This is a genomic window from Pseudomonas syringae pv. cilantro (assembly GCF_001293775.1).
Taxonomy (GTDB): domain Bacteria; phylum Pseudomonadota; class Gammaproteobacteria; order Pseudomonadales; family Pseudomonadaceae; genus Aquipseudomonas; species Aquipseudomonas syringae_P.
In genome coordinates, this window is sequence record NZ_LGLN01000065.1 from 207,873 (window position 1) to 224,382 (window position 16,510).

Consider the following 16,510-nt stretch of genomic DNA (forward strand, 5'->3'; position numbering starts at 1 on the left):
TCAGCCCTGCTTCGCGGGTGTGGGTTGCGCGGGTGTGGAAGACGCGGCCGGTGCCGCCTGACCGCTTTCGCGTAACGCTTTGGTCACTTCGGGGGGCATGTACTTCTCGTCATGTTTGGCCAGCACTTCATCAGCCACCACCACACCCTGAGCGTTGAGCTTGCCCAGCGCGACGATGCCCTGCCCTTCGCGGAACAGGTCGGGAAGGATGCCGCGATAGGCGATGGTCACCGACTGGTTGAAATCGGTGACCACAAAGCGCACGTCCAGCGAATCCGCAGAGCGCTGCAACGAGCCTTTTTCGACCATGCCGCCGGCGCGAATACGCGTATCCAGCGGCGCTTCGCCATTGGCAATCTGGCTCGGCGTATAGAACAGATTGATATTCTCCTTCAATGCACTGAGCGCCAGGCTTACGGCCAGACTGACGCCGACCAGTACGGCAAGAATGATCAGCAGCCGCTTTCTGCGCAGCGGGTTCACGACAGCTTCTCCCGCTTCAGGCGCAACGCCTGTTGCTTCAGATGACGCCGCCGCGCCAGCACCGGCAGCGCCACGTTGATCAGCAGCACCAACAGACACAGACCGTAAGCCGACCAGACGAACAGACCGTGGCGGCCCATGGCGAGAAAATCACTGAATGACTCGAAGCTCAAGGCTTGCCCTCCGGCGCAGGGCGTTGCCCCAGGCTGCGCAGAACCTCGGCGTTGACCCACTGGGTGCGCGATTCGCGACGCAGCACTTCAAGCCGCATGCGCAACAGCAGCACGACGCCAAAGAAGCAGTAGAAACCCGCCACGGTAAACAGCAGCGGCAGCCACATTTCGGCTGGCATGGCCGGTTTTTCCGTGAGGCTGAACGTGGCGCCCTGATGCAGGGTGTTCCACCACTCCACCGAGTATTTGATGATCGGGATATTCACCACGCCGACGATGGCCAGCACGGCACAGGCCTTGGCGGCGCTGTCACGGTTGCTGATCGAATTGCCCAGCGCGATCAGGCCGAGATACAGGAACAGCAGAATCAGCATCGAGGTCAAGCGCGCATCCCAGACCCACCAGGCGCCCCAGGTCGGCTTGCCCCAGATCGCCCCGGTCGCCAGCGCCAGTGCAGTCATCCATGCACCGATGGGCGCAGCGCATTGCAGCGCGACATCGGCCAGCTTCATCTTCCACACCAGCCCGGCTACGCCGCACACTGCGAGCATCACGTAGCAAGACTGCGCGAGCATGGCGGCAGGCACGTGGATATAGATGATGCGGAAGCTGTTGCCCTGCTGGTAATCCGGCGGCGCGAAGGCCAGGCCCCAGACGATACCGATGCCCAGCAACAGACAGGCGGCGACACTCAGCCACGGCAGCAAACGAGCGCTGATCCGGTAGAACCCTTTTGGCGAGCCTAAGGTATGAAACCAGGCCCAACCGATGCTGCTTTTCATGGCGTTACTTTTCATCAGGTGTTTCCAGGGTTTTACCGGGCTTCGGCGTTACCGATCCCGGAACCTCGTTTATTCACCGACGCTGATCTTCAGGCCGGCGGCTATTGCAAAAGGTGTCAGGGTGATCGCCAGCACGCTCAGGCTGCCCAGCCATAACAGGTAGCCGGTCGCGGGCATGCCCTGCAGGGCAGCTTGCAGCGCCGCACTGCCCAGAATCAATACCGGGATGTACAGCGGCAGGATCAGCAAAGCGAGCAACAAACCGCCGCGCTTCAAACCGACTGTCAACGCCGCACCCACTGCGCCCAGCAGGCTGAGCACCGGCGTGCCCAGCAACAGCGACAGCATCAGCACCGGCAGACAGTTGGCGGGCAAACCGAGCATCAGCGCCAGTAGCGGCGACAACAGTACCAGCGCCAGCCCGGAAAAAACCCAGTGTGCCAGCACTTTGCTCAGAACCAGAAGGGCCACCGGGTGCGGCGAAAGGACCCACTGCTCCAGTGAGCCGTCCTCGAAATCGCTGCGAAACAGCCCGTCCAGCGAAAGCAGTACGGCCAGCAGGGCCGCTATCCACATCAGTCCCGGCGACAAGGTTTGCAACAATTGCGCGTCCGGGCCAATGGCCAGCGGGAACAAGGCGATCACCAGCGCGAAGAACACCAGCGGATTGGCCAGTTCAGCCGGACGCCGCGCCAGCAGCCGCGCCTCACGCACCATCAGCAGTAAGAAGACGTTGTTCATGCCGACCCCTTTGCCAGGTCGATGTCGCGATAGCCCGCAGGCAGCCGGCTCAAGGTGTGATGGGTGGTCATGACGACCATGCCGCTCTTCTCACAGTGCTCTGCCAGATGGTTTTCCAGTTGCGCGATGCCTTGCCGGTCAAGGGCGGTGAACGGCTCATCGAGCATCCATAACGAAGGACCGGGCAGATACAGGCGGGCCAGTGCCACCCGACGCTGTTGTCCGGCCGACAAGGTGTGGCAGGGCATATCTTCGAAACCTGCCAGCCCGACCGTGTCCAGCGCCTGCGCAATCTGCCCGGCGCTGGCTGGCTGATGCAAGGCACACAGCCATGCCAGGTTTTCCAGCGGCGTGAGCAGGTCCTTGAGCGCTGGCGCGTGGCCAATCCACAACAGGTTGCGGCCCGGTTCTGCTCGCTGTCGGTCCAGCGGCAGCCCGTCGAGCAGCACCTGCCCGGCGCTCGGCCGCATCAACCCGCACAACACGCGCAGCAGGCTGGTCTTGCCGCTGCCATTAGGGCCGCTGATCTGCAGCATTTCCCCGGCGTACAGTTGCAGATCGAGGTTTTCGAACAGCATCCGCCAGTCCCGCTCACACGCCAGAGCCTTCGCTTGCAAAAATGGGGGGACGGGTGTCATCGAGCATTTCCAGTGTTGTTGCGTCGCGAAATGTGTCAAAACAGGCACATACGGAGTAAAAGACGGTTCAAGTCGGGGTTGATGCAGCCGTTACATGAAGAGAAGTTAATAGCGGCCGGCCCGCTTTCGGCCGGTATTATACATGCGAGTCCTGTTATCAAAGGGGCAATTTCCTCAGGTCGATATTTCAATGACAGGCGACATCACCAGCGTTCCGGCGACAACCCCCATCACGACACTGCTGCGCGCCGGCGTCTCCCCCGCGCAGGTCCTGACCCTGCTGCGCTCGGCGGAAAACCTGATCCCCGAAGGCGAAACGGTCGACGCCGAAGTGCTGACCCTCAAGCAGGTCAACCAGAATTTCCAGTTGCTGCTGCGCCTGGTGCTTGCCAACGGCACCCAGACCAACCTGCCGGTCAGCAGCAGCGTGCCGTTCACGCCCGGCAGCCTGCTGCAAGTGGCCCAGGCGTCGTCCAACGAACTGACCTTGAGCCTGCAACAGATCAACAACGCCCTGAAGAACTCGATGACCAGCATCGACACTCGGCAATTGCCCGCCGGCACGCTATTGCAAGGCAAGGTGTTGACCAGTCAGGAACTCAGCCCGGCGCCCAGTCCGACGAGCATACCCAACCCGGCCGCCACGACGCCGGTTTATCGTTCCATCGTCATGCTGCTCAACACCGCACTGGCGGGTTCCAGCCTGACCATCGAAAGCCCGCAGCCGTTGACGGTCGGCAGCCTGCTCAGCGCCCAGGTGCAAGGCAGTCAGGCCTTGAACTTCGTCGCCCTGCCCAGCCGTCTCGATCAACTGGCGCTGGCCCAGCAACTGACCACCCAGCAAAATCGCCAGGGCTCGCTGGAAACCCTGATCAACGCCCTGCAAAATCTGCCGGGCAGTCAGCCGGTCAGTGGCAACCCGGCCAGTTCCCCGATCAGCGCACAGTTACAAGCGAGCATCAGCCAGTTGCTGGACGACTTGCCCGATCTTCAGCAGATGACCACGCCCAAAGGCGTCGCTCAGGCGATTGCTGCCAGCGGTGTATTTCTCGAAGCCAAGCTGCTGGCCGGGCTGAACCCGATGCAGGCTCCGGACATGAAAGCCAACCTGATGCGCCTGATCGGCCAGATTCTGCCGGGGTTGCCGGGCAACCAGTCTTATGGCGCGGCTGCGGCCTCCAACACCCTGGCGCGCGCCATGCCCAACGCGGTTCGCTATGCGCTGGGCACGTTGGGCATGGTCGCCGCGCGTACTCAGCCAAGCAGTTTTCCGCTGCCCTCGCGCACGGTCGGCGGCGGTGAGCAGGAAGACGATCTGGAACTGCTGCTGAAGCTGGCTGCCGCTGCTGTTTCACGCCTGCAAAGCCACCAGTTGGGCGGCCTTGAACAGACGCGAACCAACGCTGACGGCACCCAAGTGACCACCTGGCAACTGGAAGTGCCGATGCGCAATGCCCATGACATCGTGCCGTTGCAGGTCAAAGTGCAGCGCGAAGACAAGCCGGACGCGGAAACCGGCGAAGAGCGGGAGGCTGGCGAGATCACCGAAAACCGCGAAAGGCTCTGGAAAGTCGATCTGGCGTTCGATCTCGAACCGCTCGGGCCGATGCAGGTCAATGCGCAATTGTTGCGTGGCACGCTGTCCAGCCAACTGTGGGCAGAACGTCCGCAAAGCGCAGCACTGATCGATCATGAGTTGGGGTATCTGCGCGAGCGGCTGACCGCCTGCGGTCTGACGGTAGGTGATCTGGCCTGCAACCATGGCACGCCGCCCCAGGGACCACGCACCGCCCTCGAACAACGCTGGATCGACGAGAACGCCTGATGACCCCACCCGACCACAGCCCGCGCCAGGCCATCGCCCTCAGTTATGACGGGCAGAGCGCGCCGACCCTCAGTGCCAAGGGCGACGACCAGTTGGCCGAAGCCATTCTGGCGATTGCCCGCGAATATGAAGTGCCGATCTACGAGAATGCCGAGCTGGTCAAACTGCTGGCCCGCATGGAGCTGGGCGACAGCATTCCCGAACCGCTGTACCGCACGATTGCCGAAATCATCGCCTTTGCCTGGCATTTGAAAGGCAAATTTCCGGTGGGGCAAGACCCCGACGCGCCGCCCGTGGAGCGGGATATTACGCCACGCAGGTGACCGGGCTCACAGCGCAATCGGTTTGCGCCCTGCAAACGAGTGCGCGAGGGTGCCGCCGTCCACCAGATCCAGCTCGCCCCCCAGCGGTACGCCGTGGGCAATCCGCGAAGCGACCAGCCCTTTGTCGTTCAGCAACTGCGCAATGTAGTGCGCAGTGGCCTCGCCTTCCACGGTCGGGTTGGTCGCCAGAATCACTTCCGTGAACGTACCCTGTTGGGCGATACGCTCCATCAGTTGCGGGATGCCGATGGCGTCCGGCCCTAGACCATCGAGGGGCGAAAGGTGGCCCTTGAGCACGAAATAGCGGCCGCGATAACCGGTCTGCTCCACCGCATACACATCGGTCGGGCCTTCGACCACGCACAGCAGCGTGTCGTCGCGACGCGGATCGGCGCATTGCGGGCAAAATTCCTCTTCAGTCAGGGTGCGGCATGAACGGCAGTGGCCGACACCATCCATCGCCTGCCCCAACGCCAGCGCCAACCGCGAACCGCCGCTGCGGTCGCGCTCCAGCAGCTGCAACGCCATCCGTTGAGCGGTTTTCTGACCGACACCCGGCAGCACGCGGAAGGCATCGATCAACTGGCGAATCAGGGGGCTGAAGCTCATGGAGAAAAATCCGACAAAAACACAAGACGCGGTTTATACCCGTGCGCTGCCGTGAGCGTCAATTGAGGTGTTCGATACTGCGACCAACAGCGCGAAGGTCTTTGCGCAATTACACCTTCAACGCCTTTTCCAGAAACTCCGTCAACGCCTGCACCCTGGCACTGCGATGCTTGCGCACGGGCACCAGCAGGTTGATCGGCGCACTGGCCAGTTGCCAATCGGCAAGGACGCGCTCTAGGCTGCCGCTGGCAATGGCATCACTGACATCCCATTGCGAGCGCAGCACGATGCCCTGCCCCTGCTCGGCCCAGCGCCGGGCCACTGAGCCGTCATTGCTGAGCAGCGCAGGTTCGACGCGCAGGGTCTTTTTCGTCGGGCCCTTGCTCAAATGCCAAAGGGTGACGTCCTCGTCGTTTTCGCGAATGCAGATGCAGCGATGAGCGGACAGTTCGTCCGGCGTCGAAGGCACGCCGTGTTGCTCAAGGTATGCAGGGCTGGCGCACAGCCAGCGGTGGTTCTGCGCCAGAGGCCGGGCGATCCACAGACTGTCGTTGAGGCTGCCGATGTGAATCACTGCGTCGCTGTCATGACGATCCGGCCAAGGCGTTTCGCGCAGATCCAGGTGCAGGCGCAACTGCGGATGCAGTTTGGCAAAGCGCGCCAGCAACGGCGCAATGCGTTGCCGCCCGTAACCGAACGGCGCAGCCAGCCGCAGGGTGCCGACCAGTCGTTCATCGCGCTGCTTGAAGGATTCCGGAAGCGCTTCCAGTTGTTCCAGCAAATGCGCACTTTCCCGGGCGAACCGCTCGCCATCGGCGGTCAGGCTCAGGCGTCTGGCATCGCGATTGGCCAGGGTGATGCCCAGTTGCGTCTCCAGCTTGCGCAAACGCATCGACAGTGCAGGCGGCGAGACATTCAGGACGCGGGCAGCCGCGCTGAGGGATTCGCAACGCGACAGGGTTACGGCCAGGCGCAGGTCTTCGATGGCAATCATTCAGTTCAGCTTAAGGATTGATGAAAAACCATTGAACCATAGCTTCATCATCAGTGAGTAGAGTGCCTCTCGTACCCCGTCATGCGAGCCTTGCCCATGTCATCTTCTCTGTCCTCTCTCGATACACCCGTGGCGCTGCTGGATGTGCCGCGCATGCAGCGCAATATCCAGCGCATGCAGCAACGCATGAATGAACTGGGCGTGCGTTTGCGGCCGCACGTCAAGACCAGCAAGTCGCTGCCAGTCATTCAGGCGCAGATTGCTGCGGGTGCCTGTGGTGTGACGGTCTCGACCCTGAAGGAGGCCGAGCATTGCTTCGCCGAGGGCATCAATGACGTGTTCTACGCGGTCGCTATCGCGCCTGGCAAACTGGATCAGGCGTTAAGGCTGCGACGTAACGGCTGCCGCCTGAGCATCCTGACCGATAGCGTGGTCGCAGCGCAGGCCATCGTCGCCTTCGGCCAAGAGCACAACGAGCGCTTCGAGGTGTGGATCGAAATTGATTGCGATGGCCACCGCTCCGGGCTGACGGTCGAAGACAACGCGCTCATTGAGGTGGCGAGAACGCTGTTCGAAGGCGGCATGCAACTGCGCGGCGTGATGACCCACGCCGGCTCCAGCTACGACCTCGATACCCCGGAAGCGCTGCAAGCCCTGGCCGAACAGGAACGCCTGCTCTGCGTGAGCGCCGCCGAACGCATTCGCGACGCCGGGCTGCCCTGCCCTGAAGTCAGCATCGGTTCGACGCCTACCGCGTTGTCTGCGCAGGGGCTGGAAGGCGTCACCGAAGTGCGCGCCGGCGTGTACGTGTTCTTCGATCTGGTGATGCACAACATCGGCGTGTGCCGTGCAGACGAGCTGGCCTTGAGCGTGCTGACCACGGTCATCGGTCATCAGCAGGACAAGGGCTGGATCATCGTCGACGCCGGCTGGATGGCCATGAGCCGGGATCGCGGCACCCAGCGCCAGCGTCAGGATTTCGGTTACGGCCAGGTCTGCACCGAGACCGGCGAGTGGATCGACGGCGCACGGGTGACCGGCGCCAATCAGGAACACGGCATCATTACCCTGGCTGCGGGCGACAGTGCGGACATCACTGGCCGCTTCCCCATCGGCAGCCGTCTGCGCATTCTGCCCAACCACGCGTGCGCGACGGGCGCGCAATTCCCGGACTACCAAGCCTGCGATGGCGAAGGCACTGTCCACACCTGGAGTCGTTTGCATGGCTGGTGATATCGAGCTGATCAACACGTCCTCGGCCGCCGCGCCGGGCGGGCATTATTCCCAGGCGGTGCTGCATCAGGGCATTTTGCATGTTTCCGGGCAATTACCGGTACGCGCCGATGGCAGCCACAGCGTCGACGAGCCGTTCGAGGTGCAGGCGGCCATTGCGCTGGAAAATCTGGTCGCGATACTGGGCGCAGCAGGCTGCAACACAGATGACCTGCTCAGAGTGACGGTCTACGTGGCAGGTATCCGGCATTGGCCCGCTTTCGACCGCATCTACGCGGGTTATCTGGGCGCGCATCGCCCGGCCCGGGCCGTAGTACCGGTTCCGGAATTGCACCACGGCTATCTGATCGAAATCGAAGCCCTGGCGCGCTGCGCACGATGATTATTATCGGGAGCACTTCATGACCCCACAAAAAAGCGACGTTCTGATCATCGGCGGCGGTTTCATGGGCTCGTCATCGGCGTTTTTCCTGCGCCAGCACGGCCGCTCGGTGACCCTGCTGGAACGCGACCAGATCGGCCAGTACGCCAGCGGCGTCAACTTCGGCAATGTGCGCCGTCAGGGCCGGTTTCTCGGTCAGCTGGAACTGTCCAATCGCTCCTGGGCGTTGTGGAAGCGCCTGCCGGAACTGATCGGCGAAGACCTGGAGTTCATTCCCAGCGGCCACATGCGCGTGTGTTATCGCGAAGACGAGATCGCCGAACTGGAAGCCTATGCCGCTGCGCCAGAAGCCCGCGAACTGGATTTACAGGTGATTCGGGGCAAGGCCTTGCATGAGCGCTTTCCGTTTCTCGGCCCGGAGGTCAAAGGCGGTTCTTATGCGCCACACGACGGACACGCCAACCCGCGGCTGGCAGCGCCCGCCTTCGCCCGCGCGGCGATTCGCGCCGGGGCAAGAATCGAAGAGCGCACTGAAGTCGCCGAAGTACAGAAGGTCGGTGGCGAGTTTCACGTCACCACCACCGACGGCCAACTGTTCGTCGCCGAGCAACTGCTGATCACGGCCGGAGCCTGGGCAGCGAAACTGGCCGAGCAGTTCGGCGAGCCGGTTCCGCTGGAGCCCAACGGGCCACAGATGTCGGTGACCGAACCGGTGCCTTACGCCCTGCCCACCGTGATCGGGGTATTCACCAAGATCAAAGAGGAAGTGATCTACTTCCGGCAGATTCCGCGCGGCAACATCATCATTGGCGGCGGCAACCGCAACAAGCCGGACATGATCAACCGGCGTGCTTATTTCAAACCGGAAAGCCTGATCAATCAAATGAAGCAGATGAGCCGTCTGCTGCCGGGTGCCGAGAAGCTCAACATCATTCGGGTCTGGAGCGGCATTGAAAGCTACACGCCGGATTCCCTGCCGATCATGGGCCGCAGCGGCAAGGTCGACGGTCTTTTCTACGCCTTCGGTTTCTGTGGTCACGGTTTCCAGCTGGGCCCGGGCGTAGGTGACGTGATGGCCGAACTGATCAGCACCGGCAGCACCCGCACCCTGATCAGCCCGTTCGATATTCGCCGCTTTACCGACCCTGCCGCCATCGAGATGCCGTTTGTCTCCAGCCTGATGAGTGCAGGCAAGCTGATATGAGCCCCACCCTTCATTCTCAAGGAGGCGCCATGCCCACGACTTCGGATACCCGCTATCAATATCGTCCTGCAGAAGCTGCAGACATTCCTGCCGCCCACGCCCTCTCGGTTCACCTGAAATGGCCACATCGCGAAGAGGACTGGGCGATGGTGCAGCGCACCTCCGAGGGCTTTGTCGCCGAGTGTGACGGACAACTGGTGGGCGTCGCCTTTACCTGTCATCAGGGCGACTGGTCGTCGATTGGTCTGGTGATTGTCAGCGACGAGCATCAGGGCAAGGGCATTGGTCGTCGCCTGATGAATCTGTGCCTGGAAGCCACCGCGCCGCGCACGCCGATCCTCAATGCCACAGAGCTGGGCGCACCGCTTTACCGGAGCCTTGGCTTCGTCGATTTTGCGCGGATTCAGCAACATCAGGGCATTGCCCTGCTGCCTGAGACTGAATGGCCGAGTGACGGTTTGCAGATTCGCACGCTGGGTTCTGCCGACCATCCGCAACTGATCCGGCTGGCCAATGCAGGCAGCGGCCTGGACCGCACGGTCGTGCTGACCGATCTGCTGCGTGACGCCGAGCAGGCGGTCGGCATCGAGCATGACGGCCACTTGCAAGGCGTCGCTCTGCTGCGACGCTTCGGTCGCGGCCATATCATCGGCCCGTTGGTCGCGCGCGATCTCGGGCAAGCCAGGCAGTTGATTAGCCACCTGTTGCGACTCATACCCGGGCAGTTCGTGCGTTTCGACATCATGGCCGACTGCGGGCTCGCGCCGTGGCTGGAAAGCCTGGGCCTGGCGTGTGTCGACAGAGCGCCGCGCATGGTGCTCGGCACGCCTCCACCGAAGAGCCCGGACGTGCAGCAGTTTGCGCTGGTGACTCAGGCCATCGGCTGAACCAAGGGCGGATGGCGTGCCGAAACAGGTCCGCAACGTCAGCGGGCGGCATACAGCAGATTATTCTTTGCAGCCCGCCAGATCGGCGCTTTTCGTCCAGACCGCTTTGTTAGCTTATTGCTATCAAATCATTATTGCTCCAGGGAGCCCGCTGGATGACCACTCAGTCCTTGAACAGCCATCGCGTTGATCTGAACACGGCGCAGAAATTCTACATCGACGGTCAGTGGTACGCGCCGCTCGATCCGGCCAGTATCGCGGTGGTCAACCCGGCAACCGAGGGGGTCGTGGCGCATGTCGCCAGTGGTTCAGCCGCCGATGTCGACCGCGCAGTGGCAGCAGCGCGGGCGGCTTTTGCAGGCTGGTCCGGCACCTCGCCTGAGGCACGAGCGCAGGTCATCGGCCGGATTCATGAGCTGATCATCGAGCGCAAGGAAGAACTGGCGCAGGCGATCTCGCTGGAAATGGGCGCAGCCATCAGTTCTGCCCGCACCATGCAGGTGCCACTCGCCGCTGAGCACGTGCGGGTCGCTCGCGATCTGCTGGCGACCTATCGCTTTCAGACGGTCGAAGGCAGCACGGCCATCGAGCGCGAACCGATTGGTGTGTGCGCGCTGATCACGCCGTGGAACTGGCCGCTGTATCAAATCACCGCCAAAGTCGCCCCGGCCATTGCTGCCGGTTGCACGGTGGTGCTCAAGCCCAGCGAACTGTCGCCGCTGAGCGCCTTGCTGTTCGCGCAACTGGTACATGACGCCGGGCTGCCGCCTGGGGTGTTCAATCTGGTCAATGGCAGCGGCGCAGAAGTGGGTGGCGCGATGGCTGCGCACCCTGATATCGACATGATCTCGATCACCGGTTCCAACCGTGCGGGGGCATTGGTCGCGCAGGCTGCTGCGCCGACCGTGAAGCGGGTCACGCAGGAACTGGGCGGCAAATCACCGAACATTCTGCTCCCCGACGCCGACTTCGCCAAAGCGGTACCGCCGGGGGTGATGGCTGCCTTCCGCAACGTCGGCCAGTCATGCAGCGCGCCGACGCGCATGATCGTACCGAGAAACCGTCTGGCAGAAGTCGAGGCTCTGGCTGCCGAGACGGCCGCGACGATCATCGTCGGTGATCCGCAATCGGAACACACCGTACTGGGCCCTATCGCCAACGAGGCGCAGTTTCATCGCGTGCAGGCGATGATCGACGCGGGTATCAGTGAAGGCGCAAAACTGGTCTGTGGCGGGCCGGGGCGTGTGCCGGGTCACGAGCAGGGCTTTTATACCCGGCCGACGGTGTTTTCCGAGGTGGATTCATCGATGCGTATTGCCCGGGAGGAGATTTTTGGTCCGGTGCTGTGCATCATTGCCTATGACACGGTCGATGAAGCGGTCGCAATTGCCAACGACACGGTTTACGGGCTGGGCGCACACGTTCAGGGCCAGGATCTGGAACAGGCCCGCTCGGTGGCCTCGCGTATCCGCGCCGGCCAGGTACACCTGAACTATCCTGCCTGGAACCCGATGGCGCCGTTTGGCGGCTACAAGCGCTCAGGCAATGGCCGCGAGTATGGCGTGCATGGGTTCGAGGAGTATCTGGAGATCAAGGCGATTGTGGGGTTTGGTCCGGTTGGCTGATGCACGCCTGCGCTCATAGCCATACAGCCTGGATGAGTACGTAAAACGAGACTTTCATGCTTCTGCCCGGAGGGCGTGGGAGCGAACTTGTTCGCGAAAGGGCCGGTGCATCCACAAAAGCCACAGTGCCTGAAACCACGCCTTCGCGGACAAGCGAAGCGTCGCCCGGTCCGCTCCCACAGGCCGGAGGCAGTGGGAGAGCGCCCAGCGTCATGCACAAATCCGCTTTTGATTCTGGCCGAACCCCGTGGCAGCGAACTTGTTCGCGAAGGGGCCGGTAGAGTCGCCGAAAATGCTTCGTCTTAAACATATTATCTTTCGCACGGACTATGCATTTCGTGACGCTCTGCGTCAAACAGCGGTTTTACGATATCAGTGCTGTCTGGTTGCGGCTCAGGTCACCTTTGCGCCCTTACGGCGCCCTACTTTGAGGGACCAAAGTAGGCAAAGTCCCCGCTCCGTTTCCGGCCCGNCTCAGCCGTCACTCACGTCGCACTCTGCGCCGTCAGTGCCCTCGCGATAGAAAGCGCTTTCGTTTATGTGCAGTGATTACGAGGAAGGCATGACATTGTGCTGCAGCACGGATAGTCGTTTATCGTTCCCTACGCTCCTGCGTCGCACGATAGTTGAGACCGGCGTACCGACACAGAGTGTCAGCGAATTGGCACGAGTTCGATGTGTATATGAGAAACACACGCAGATAAATGCCAGGCACCTGGCCTGGCATCGATCATCGCGCAGCTGCCGTCAGAATGGCAGTTTCATGCCCGGTGGCAGTTGCATGCCGGCGGTCATGGAGGCGGTCTTGTCCTGGCTGGCCTGTTCGATCTTGCGCACGGCGTCGTTGACGGCGGCGGCGATCAGGTCTTCCAGCACTTCCTTGTCTTCCTGCATCAGGCTGTCATCCAGATTGATGCGCTTGACGTCGTGACGACCGGTCATCACGACGCTCACCAGGCCTGCGCCCGATTGACCGGTGACTTCCGCGTTGGCCAGTTCTTCCTGCATCTTGGCCATTTTTTCCTGCATTTGCTGCGCCTGCTTCATCAGGCCAGCCATGCCACCTTTCATCATGGGATATCTCCTCGAAAATGGATGGTTCGTTTGCACGGCGCCAGGGGCGCCAAATCCTGGGTTATTGAGACTGCACTTCGGGCGCGTCCACCGGCTTGATCGTGTCTTCGCGGATCACCGCGCCAAATTGTTGCAGCATCTGCTGGATGTACGGATCAGCCTGAATCGAGGCTTCAGCCTGGCGCTGGCGTTCGGCACGCAAGCGTGATGCGGCCTGCGCCGGGGTTTCCTGCTCGGGCTTGATCAGCTCGATACTCAGATTGATCGTGCGCCCATGGTACTGGTTCAACGCATCGTTCAGACGGCGCTGCTGGGTCGAGTTGAACAGCGCACTGTGCGCCGGGTCGAGGTGCAGCAGCCAGTTGTCGCCATCGACCGCCATCAGCGTGCAGTTTGCCGCAATACTGCCGGTCATGCCGGAGATCGGCAATTTTGGAAACACTTCCAGCCACTCGGCAGCGAGCCCCGTGGCCGGCATGGCAGCGGGCGCCGGTTCGGGCTCGACCGCTTCCAGCTCCACGACACTTTCGTGCGCCAGCTCGTCCAGATAGCTATAGGAGGCCGGATCGATGTCGATGTCCGGCTCGACGTAATCGTCGTCCGCTGGCGGCTCGTCATCGCGATCCATAGGCGCAGACAGATAGGCTGAATCCGGAATCGCTTCGAGCATCGCAGGCGTGACGTGCTGTTCCTCGACCGGCGAAGGCTCGGCCTCTGGCGCATCCGGCACCGGGCTGGCGGGCGCAGGGGTCGGCATCGGCGTGAGGTCGGGCTGCTCGGAAACGATTTCCAGAACCGTCCCGGCGACCGGTTCTGCCTCGGGCTCGACTTCGGGCGCCGTGTCGGGCGCTTTTTCGGCAACCGACGCTTTGGGCTCATTCCACGGCAGATCGATGTCTTCGACCGGCTCGGGCTTTGCTTCTGGCGCTGCAACGGGCTCAGGCTTTATAGCAGCCGCCTGCGCAGGCGGCAGCGCTTCAAAAGCAGGATCGGGAGCGGACATCACCGGCGCTACCGGCGCCGCCGATGCAACAGGTGTCGCATCAGACACTGCTTTTCGGGAATCAACCGTGGCCTGGCTGATTCCCACCGGCTTTAGTGGCTGCCTGGGCGCGTCTTCGCTGTCGGCCGGGCGGAACGCCAGCATGCGCAACAGGACCATTTCGAAACCGCCGCGCGGATCAGGCGCCAGCGGCAGATCACGACGACCAATCAGGCCCATCTGGTAATAAAACTGCACGTCTTCGGCAGGCAGCGCCTGCGCCAGGGCCAGCACCCGGTCGCGGTCGCCATGCCCGTTGTCGACGCCTTCGGGCAATGCCTGGGCAATCGCCACGCGATGCAGCACGTTGAGTATTTCCGAGAGCACGCCGTTCCAGTCAGGGCCCTGCTCGGCCAGATGGCGCACAGCCTCCAGCACACCGCGCGCATCACCTTCCAGCAGCGCGGTCAGCACATCGAAGACCTGACCATGATCCAGCGTACCGAGCATGGCACGCACATCGGCGGCCATGACCTTGCCTTCGCCGAAGGCGATCGCCTGATCGGTCAGGCTCATGGCATCGCGCATCGAACCGTCGGCAGCGCGGCCCAACAGCCACAGCGCGTCATCTTCGAACGGCACGTTCTCGACGCCTAGCACATGGGTCAGGTGCTCGACCACTCGCTCGGGCGTCATGTTTTTCAGCGAAAACTGCAAGCAGCGCGACAGGATGGTCGCCGGCAGTTTTTGCGGGTCGGTGGTCGCGAGGATGAACTTGACGTAGGGCGGCGGCTCTTCAAGCGTCTTGAGCAAGGCGTTGAACGAGTGGCTGGAGAGCATGTGCACTTCGTCGATCAGGTAGACCTTGAAGCGGCCGCGACTGGGCGCGTACTGCACGTTGTCCAGCAACTCACGGGTGTCTTCGACCTTGGTGCGGCTGGCGGCGTCGATCTCGATCAGGTCGACAAAACGCCCTTCGTCGATCTCCTTGCACACCGAGCAGGTGCCGCAGGGCGTCGAGGTAATGCCGGTTTCGCAGTTCAGGCACTTGGCGATGATCCGCGCGATCGTGGTTTTGCCGACGCCCCGCGTACCGGTGAACAAGTAGGCGTGGTGCAGGCGCTGGCTGTCCAGCGCGTTGATCAGGGCCTTGAGCACATGAGCCTGGCCGACCATTTCGCGGAACGAGCGCGGACGCCATTTACGTGCAAGAACCTGATAACTCATTGAAAACCGTCGCGACTGGTAAGCGGAAGACCGCCAATGCTAGCCGAGCAGGGGCAAAATTGCATCTGGTGTCCGTCTCTATTATGTCTACGCTGTGCAAATGAACGTATTGACGCGCTGTATTCGTGCTTTTGCAATGCCTCGGCGGCTACGTGGGATCGCGGCGCCGGTGCTGTTGCTCTGCGCCTGCGCGGGCAATGCCGCACCGCCGCCGCTACGCTTTGCGGTGAACGAAGGCTGGACCATGCCGATGATGCAGATCGTCAACCATGAGCCGCGTGCAGGCATTCTGTTCGATATCATGCAAAGCATCGCGCGTCAGGTCGGCCGCGAAGCCGAATACCATGTCATGCCACGCCTGCGCATTCAGCAAGCGCTGGAACGCGGCGAAGTGGACATGCATTGTTACAGCGCTCAGGCATGGTATCCGGATCTGTCCGGCGATTACCTGTGGAGCTCGCCGATCCTTTACCAGCGCGACTGGCTGGTGGCTTCTGCGCAGACGGCTGCCGGGCCGTATCCCGAGCAATTCGACAACGAAACCGTCGGCACGGTGCTGGGCTACAATTATCCGGCCCTGCAGCACCTGTTCGACAGTCATCAATTGGTGCGTGAAGACGCCCGCACCCAGACGCAGACGCTGGGCAAGCTGATGGCCGGACGCTACAACTACGCCGTGACCAACCAGTTGATCCTCGACTGGGTCAACAGGAGCCTGCCGGTCGACAAGCGACTCAAGCCCATCTCACTGGTCTCGGAACAGCCTGCCGCGTGCATGATTCGCAACAATGCAGACCTGCCGACAGGCGCCGTCCTGCGTACATTGGTGCAGATGCAACTGTCAGGCGAACTTCAGCAAATCATCGATCATTACACTGCGTTGCCAGTGCCCTGACCTACATTCAGGCTGTAGTAATACCGTCATGTTGCGCCGTTACGCTCGCCTGAAATCTTTGGTAACACATAAACTCAGGCGGGTATCAGGCGATGAGCGACAGACCGGACGACGAAGACAGCAACGAAAACCCCAGCCGTCGTCGCTTTCTCGGCGGGATGGCAGCGCTGGGCGCGGGCGTCACCCTCAGTGGCTATGTGTCAGCTCACGATCGGCCACCCGCCGAACCGGACCGGTATCACCTCACTGGACCGGCACTCGACCGGGCCCTGCGTGAAAACGTGAAAACGGTGGTCGTGATCTACGCCGAGAACCGCAGTTTCAATAACCTGTTCGCAGACTTTCCCGGCGTGCAGAAACCGCTGTCCTCACTTAAGCCTGCCGATTATCAGCAGCGCGACCGCGATGGCTCGATGCTGGACAAGCTGCCGCC

General features: G+C 62.0%; 18 protein-coding genes. 9 read left to right on the forward strand and 9 right to left on the reverse strand.

The features are described 5' to 3' along the window. From ccmE to ccmA, 5 genes are read right to left on the reverse strand one after another with little or no spacing between them, the layout of a single operon-like run. A complete protein-coding gene (gene ccmE, locus ABJ99_RS16495; protein WP_054086718.1) occupies nucleotides 1-483 on the reverse strand; it encodes a cytochrome c maturation protein CcmE in 483 nt (160 codons plus the stop codon). Then, nucleotides 480-656: a heme exporter protein CcmD gene (ccmD, locus tag ABJ99_RS16500; RefSeq protein ID WP_054086719.1), complete on the reverse strand. Its 177-nt coding sequence runs from the start codon at nucleotides 654-656 to the stop codon at nucleotides 480-482. The genes ccmE and ccmD overlap by 4 nt, the downstream gene beginning before the upstream one ends. Then, the gene (locus tag ABJ99_RS16505) at nucleotides 653-1,453 is read right to left on the reverse strand and encodes a heme ABC transporter permease (RefSeq protein WP_054086720.1); all 801 of its coding nucleotides are present in this window, start codon (nucleotides 1,451-1,453) and stop codon (nucleotides 653-655) included. Before ABJ99_RS16505 ends, ccmD begins: the two co-directional genes overlap by 4 nt. A 54-nt stretch (nucleotides 1,454-1,507) precedes the next feature. Next, nucleotides 1,508-2,179 carry a heme exporter protein CcmB gene (gene ccmB, locus ABJ99_RS16510; protein WP_054086721.1) on the reverse strand — a complete coding sequence of 224 codons (672 nt, stop codon included), beginning with the start codon at nucleotides 2,177-2,179 and terminating at the stop codon, nucleotides 1,508-1,510. Then, nucleotides 2,176-2,817: a cytochrome c biogenesis heme-transporting ATPase CcmA gene (ccmA, locus tag ABJ99_RS16515; RefSeq protein ID WP_054086722.1), complete on the reverse strand. Its 642-nt coding sequence runs from the start codon at nucleotides 2,815-2,817 to the stop codon at nucleotides 2,176-2,178. Before ccmA ends, ccmB begins: the two co-directional genes overlap by 4 nt. Before the next feature lie 190 nt (nucleotides 2,818-3,007). On the opposite strand from ccmA, the gene fliK reads away from it, so the two are divergent. Both fliK and ABJ99_RS16525 read left to right on the forward strand, forming a co-directional pair. Next, the gene (fliK, locus tag ABJ99_RS16520; RefSeq protein ID WP_054086723.1) at nucleotides 3,008-4,642 is read left to right on the forward strand and encodes a flagellar hook-length control protein FliK; all 1,635 of its coding nucleotides are present in this window, start codon (nucleotides 3,008-3,010) and stop codon (nucleotides 4,640-4,642) included. Next, entirely contained in the window at nucleotides 4,642-4,965 is a 324-nt protein-coding gene (locus ABJ99_RS16525) for an EscU/YscU/HrcU family type III secretion system export apparatus switch protein (protein ID WP_054086724.1), read from the forward strand. Before fliK ends, ABJ99_RS16525 begins: the two co-directional genes overlap by 1 nt. A gap of 6 nt (nucleotides 4,966-4,971) precedes the next feature. On the opposite strand, the gene recR is transcribed toward ABJ99_RS16525, so the two are convergent. Then, nucleotides 4,972-5,574, reverse strand: a complete 603-nt coding sequence (recR, locus tag ABJ99_RS16530) for a recombination mediator RecR (RefSeq protein WP_054080169.1) — start codon at nucleotides 5,572-5,574, stop codon at nucleotides 4,972-4,974. 109 nt (nucleotides 5,575-5,683) lie between these two features. Further along, a complete protein-coding gene (locus tag ABJ99_RS16535; protein WP_054086725.1) occupies nucleotides 5,684-6,568 on the reverse strand; it encodes a LysR family transcriptional regulator in 885 nt (294 codons plus the stop codon). 96 nt (nucleotides 6,569-6,664) lie between these two features. Between ABJ99_RS16535 and ABJ99_RS16540 the strand changes: the two genes are divergently transcribed. The 5 genes from ABJ99_RS16540 to ABJ99_RS16560 all read left to right on the forward strand — a co-directional run bounded on the left by ABJ99_RS16540 (nucleotide 6,665) and on the right by ABJ99_RS16560 (nucleotide 11,899). Beyond that, nucleotides 6,665-7,801 carry a DSD1 family PLP-dependent enzyme gene (locus ABJ99_RS16540; protein ID WP_054086726.1) on the forward strand — a complete coding sequence of 379 codons (1,137 nt, stop codon included), beginning with the start codon at nucleotides 6,665-6,667 and terminating at the stop codon, nucleotides 7,799-7,801. After that, entirely contained in the window at nucleotides 7,791-8,183 is a 393-nt protein-coding gene (locus tag ABJ99_RS16545; RefSeq protein ID WP_054086727.1) for a RidA family protein, read from the forward strand. Before ABJ99_RS16540 ends, ABJ99_RS16545 begins: the two co-directional genes overlap by 11 nt. 19 nt (nucleotides 8,184-8,202) lie before the next feature. Further along, nucleotides 8,203-9,387, forward strand: coding sequence for an NAD(P)/FAD-dependent oxidoreductase (locus tag ABJ99_RS16550; RefSeq protein ID WP_054086728.1), 1,185 nt, complete (start codon nucleotides 8,203-8,205; stop codon nucleotides 9,385-9,387). Nucleotides 9,388-9,416: 29 nt separating this feature from the next. Beyond that, a complete protein-coding gene (locus ABJ99_RS16555) occupies nucleotides 9,417-10,274 on the forward strand; it encodes a GNAT family N-acetyltransferase (RefSeq protein ID WP_080378183.1) in 858 nt (285 codons plus the stop codon). Between the two features lie 155 nt (nucleotides 10,275-10,429). Beyond that, nucleotides 10,430-11,899: an aldehyde dehydrogenase family protein gene (locus ABJ99_RS16560; protein ID WP_054086730.1), complete on the forward strand. Its 1,470-nt coding sequence runs from the start codon at nucleotides 10,430-10,432 to the stop codon at nucleotides 11,897-11,899. Between the two features lie 747 nt (nucleotides 11,900-12,646). On the opposite strand, the gene ABJ99_RS16565 is transcribed toward ABJ99_RS16560, so the two are convergent. Next, nucleotides 12,647-12,973 carry a YbaB/EbfC family nucleoid-associated protein gene (locus ABJ99_RS16565; protein ID WP_002552818.1) on the reverse strand — a complete coding sequence of 109 codons (327 nt, stop codon included), beginning with the start codon at nucleotides 12,971-12,973 and terminating at the stop codon, nucleotides 12,647-12,649. Between the two features lie 61 nt (nucleotides 12,974-13,034). Next, nucleotides 13,035-15,182 carry a DNA polymerase III subunit gamma/tau gene (gene dnaX, locus ABJ99_RS16570; protein WP_054086731.1) on the reverse strand — a complete coding sequence of 716 codons (2,148 nt, stop codon included), beginning with the start codon at nucleotides 15,180-15,182 and terminating at the stop codon, nucleotides 13,035-13,037. A gap of 100 nt (nucleotides 15,183-15,282) precedes the next feature. On the opposite strand from dnaX, the gene ABJ99_RS16575 reads away from it, so the two are divergent. Next, nucleotides 15,283-16,077, forward strand: coding sequence for a substrate-binding periplasmic protein (locus ABJ99_RS16575; protein ID WP_054086732.1), 795 nt, complete (start codon nucleotides 15,283-15,285; stop codon nucleotides 16,075-16,077). 92 nt (nucleotides 16,078-16,169) lie between these two features. Further along, on the forward strand, nucleotides 16,170-16,510 hold a 341-nt coding region (locus ABJ99_RS16580; protein ID WP_154864444.1), incomplete at its 3' end, for an alkaline phosphatase family protein.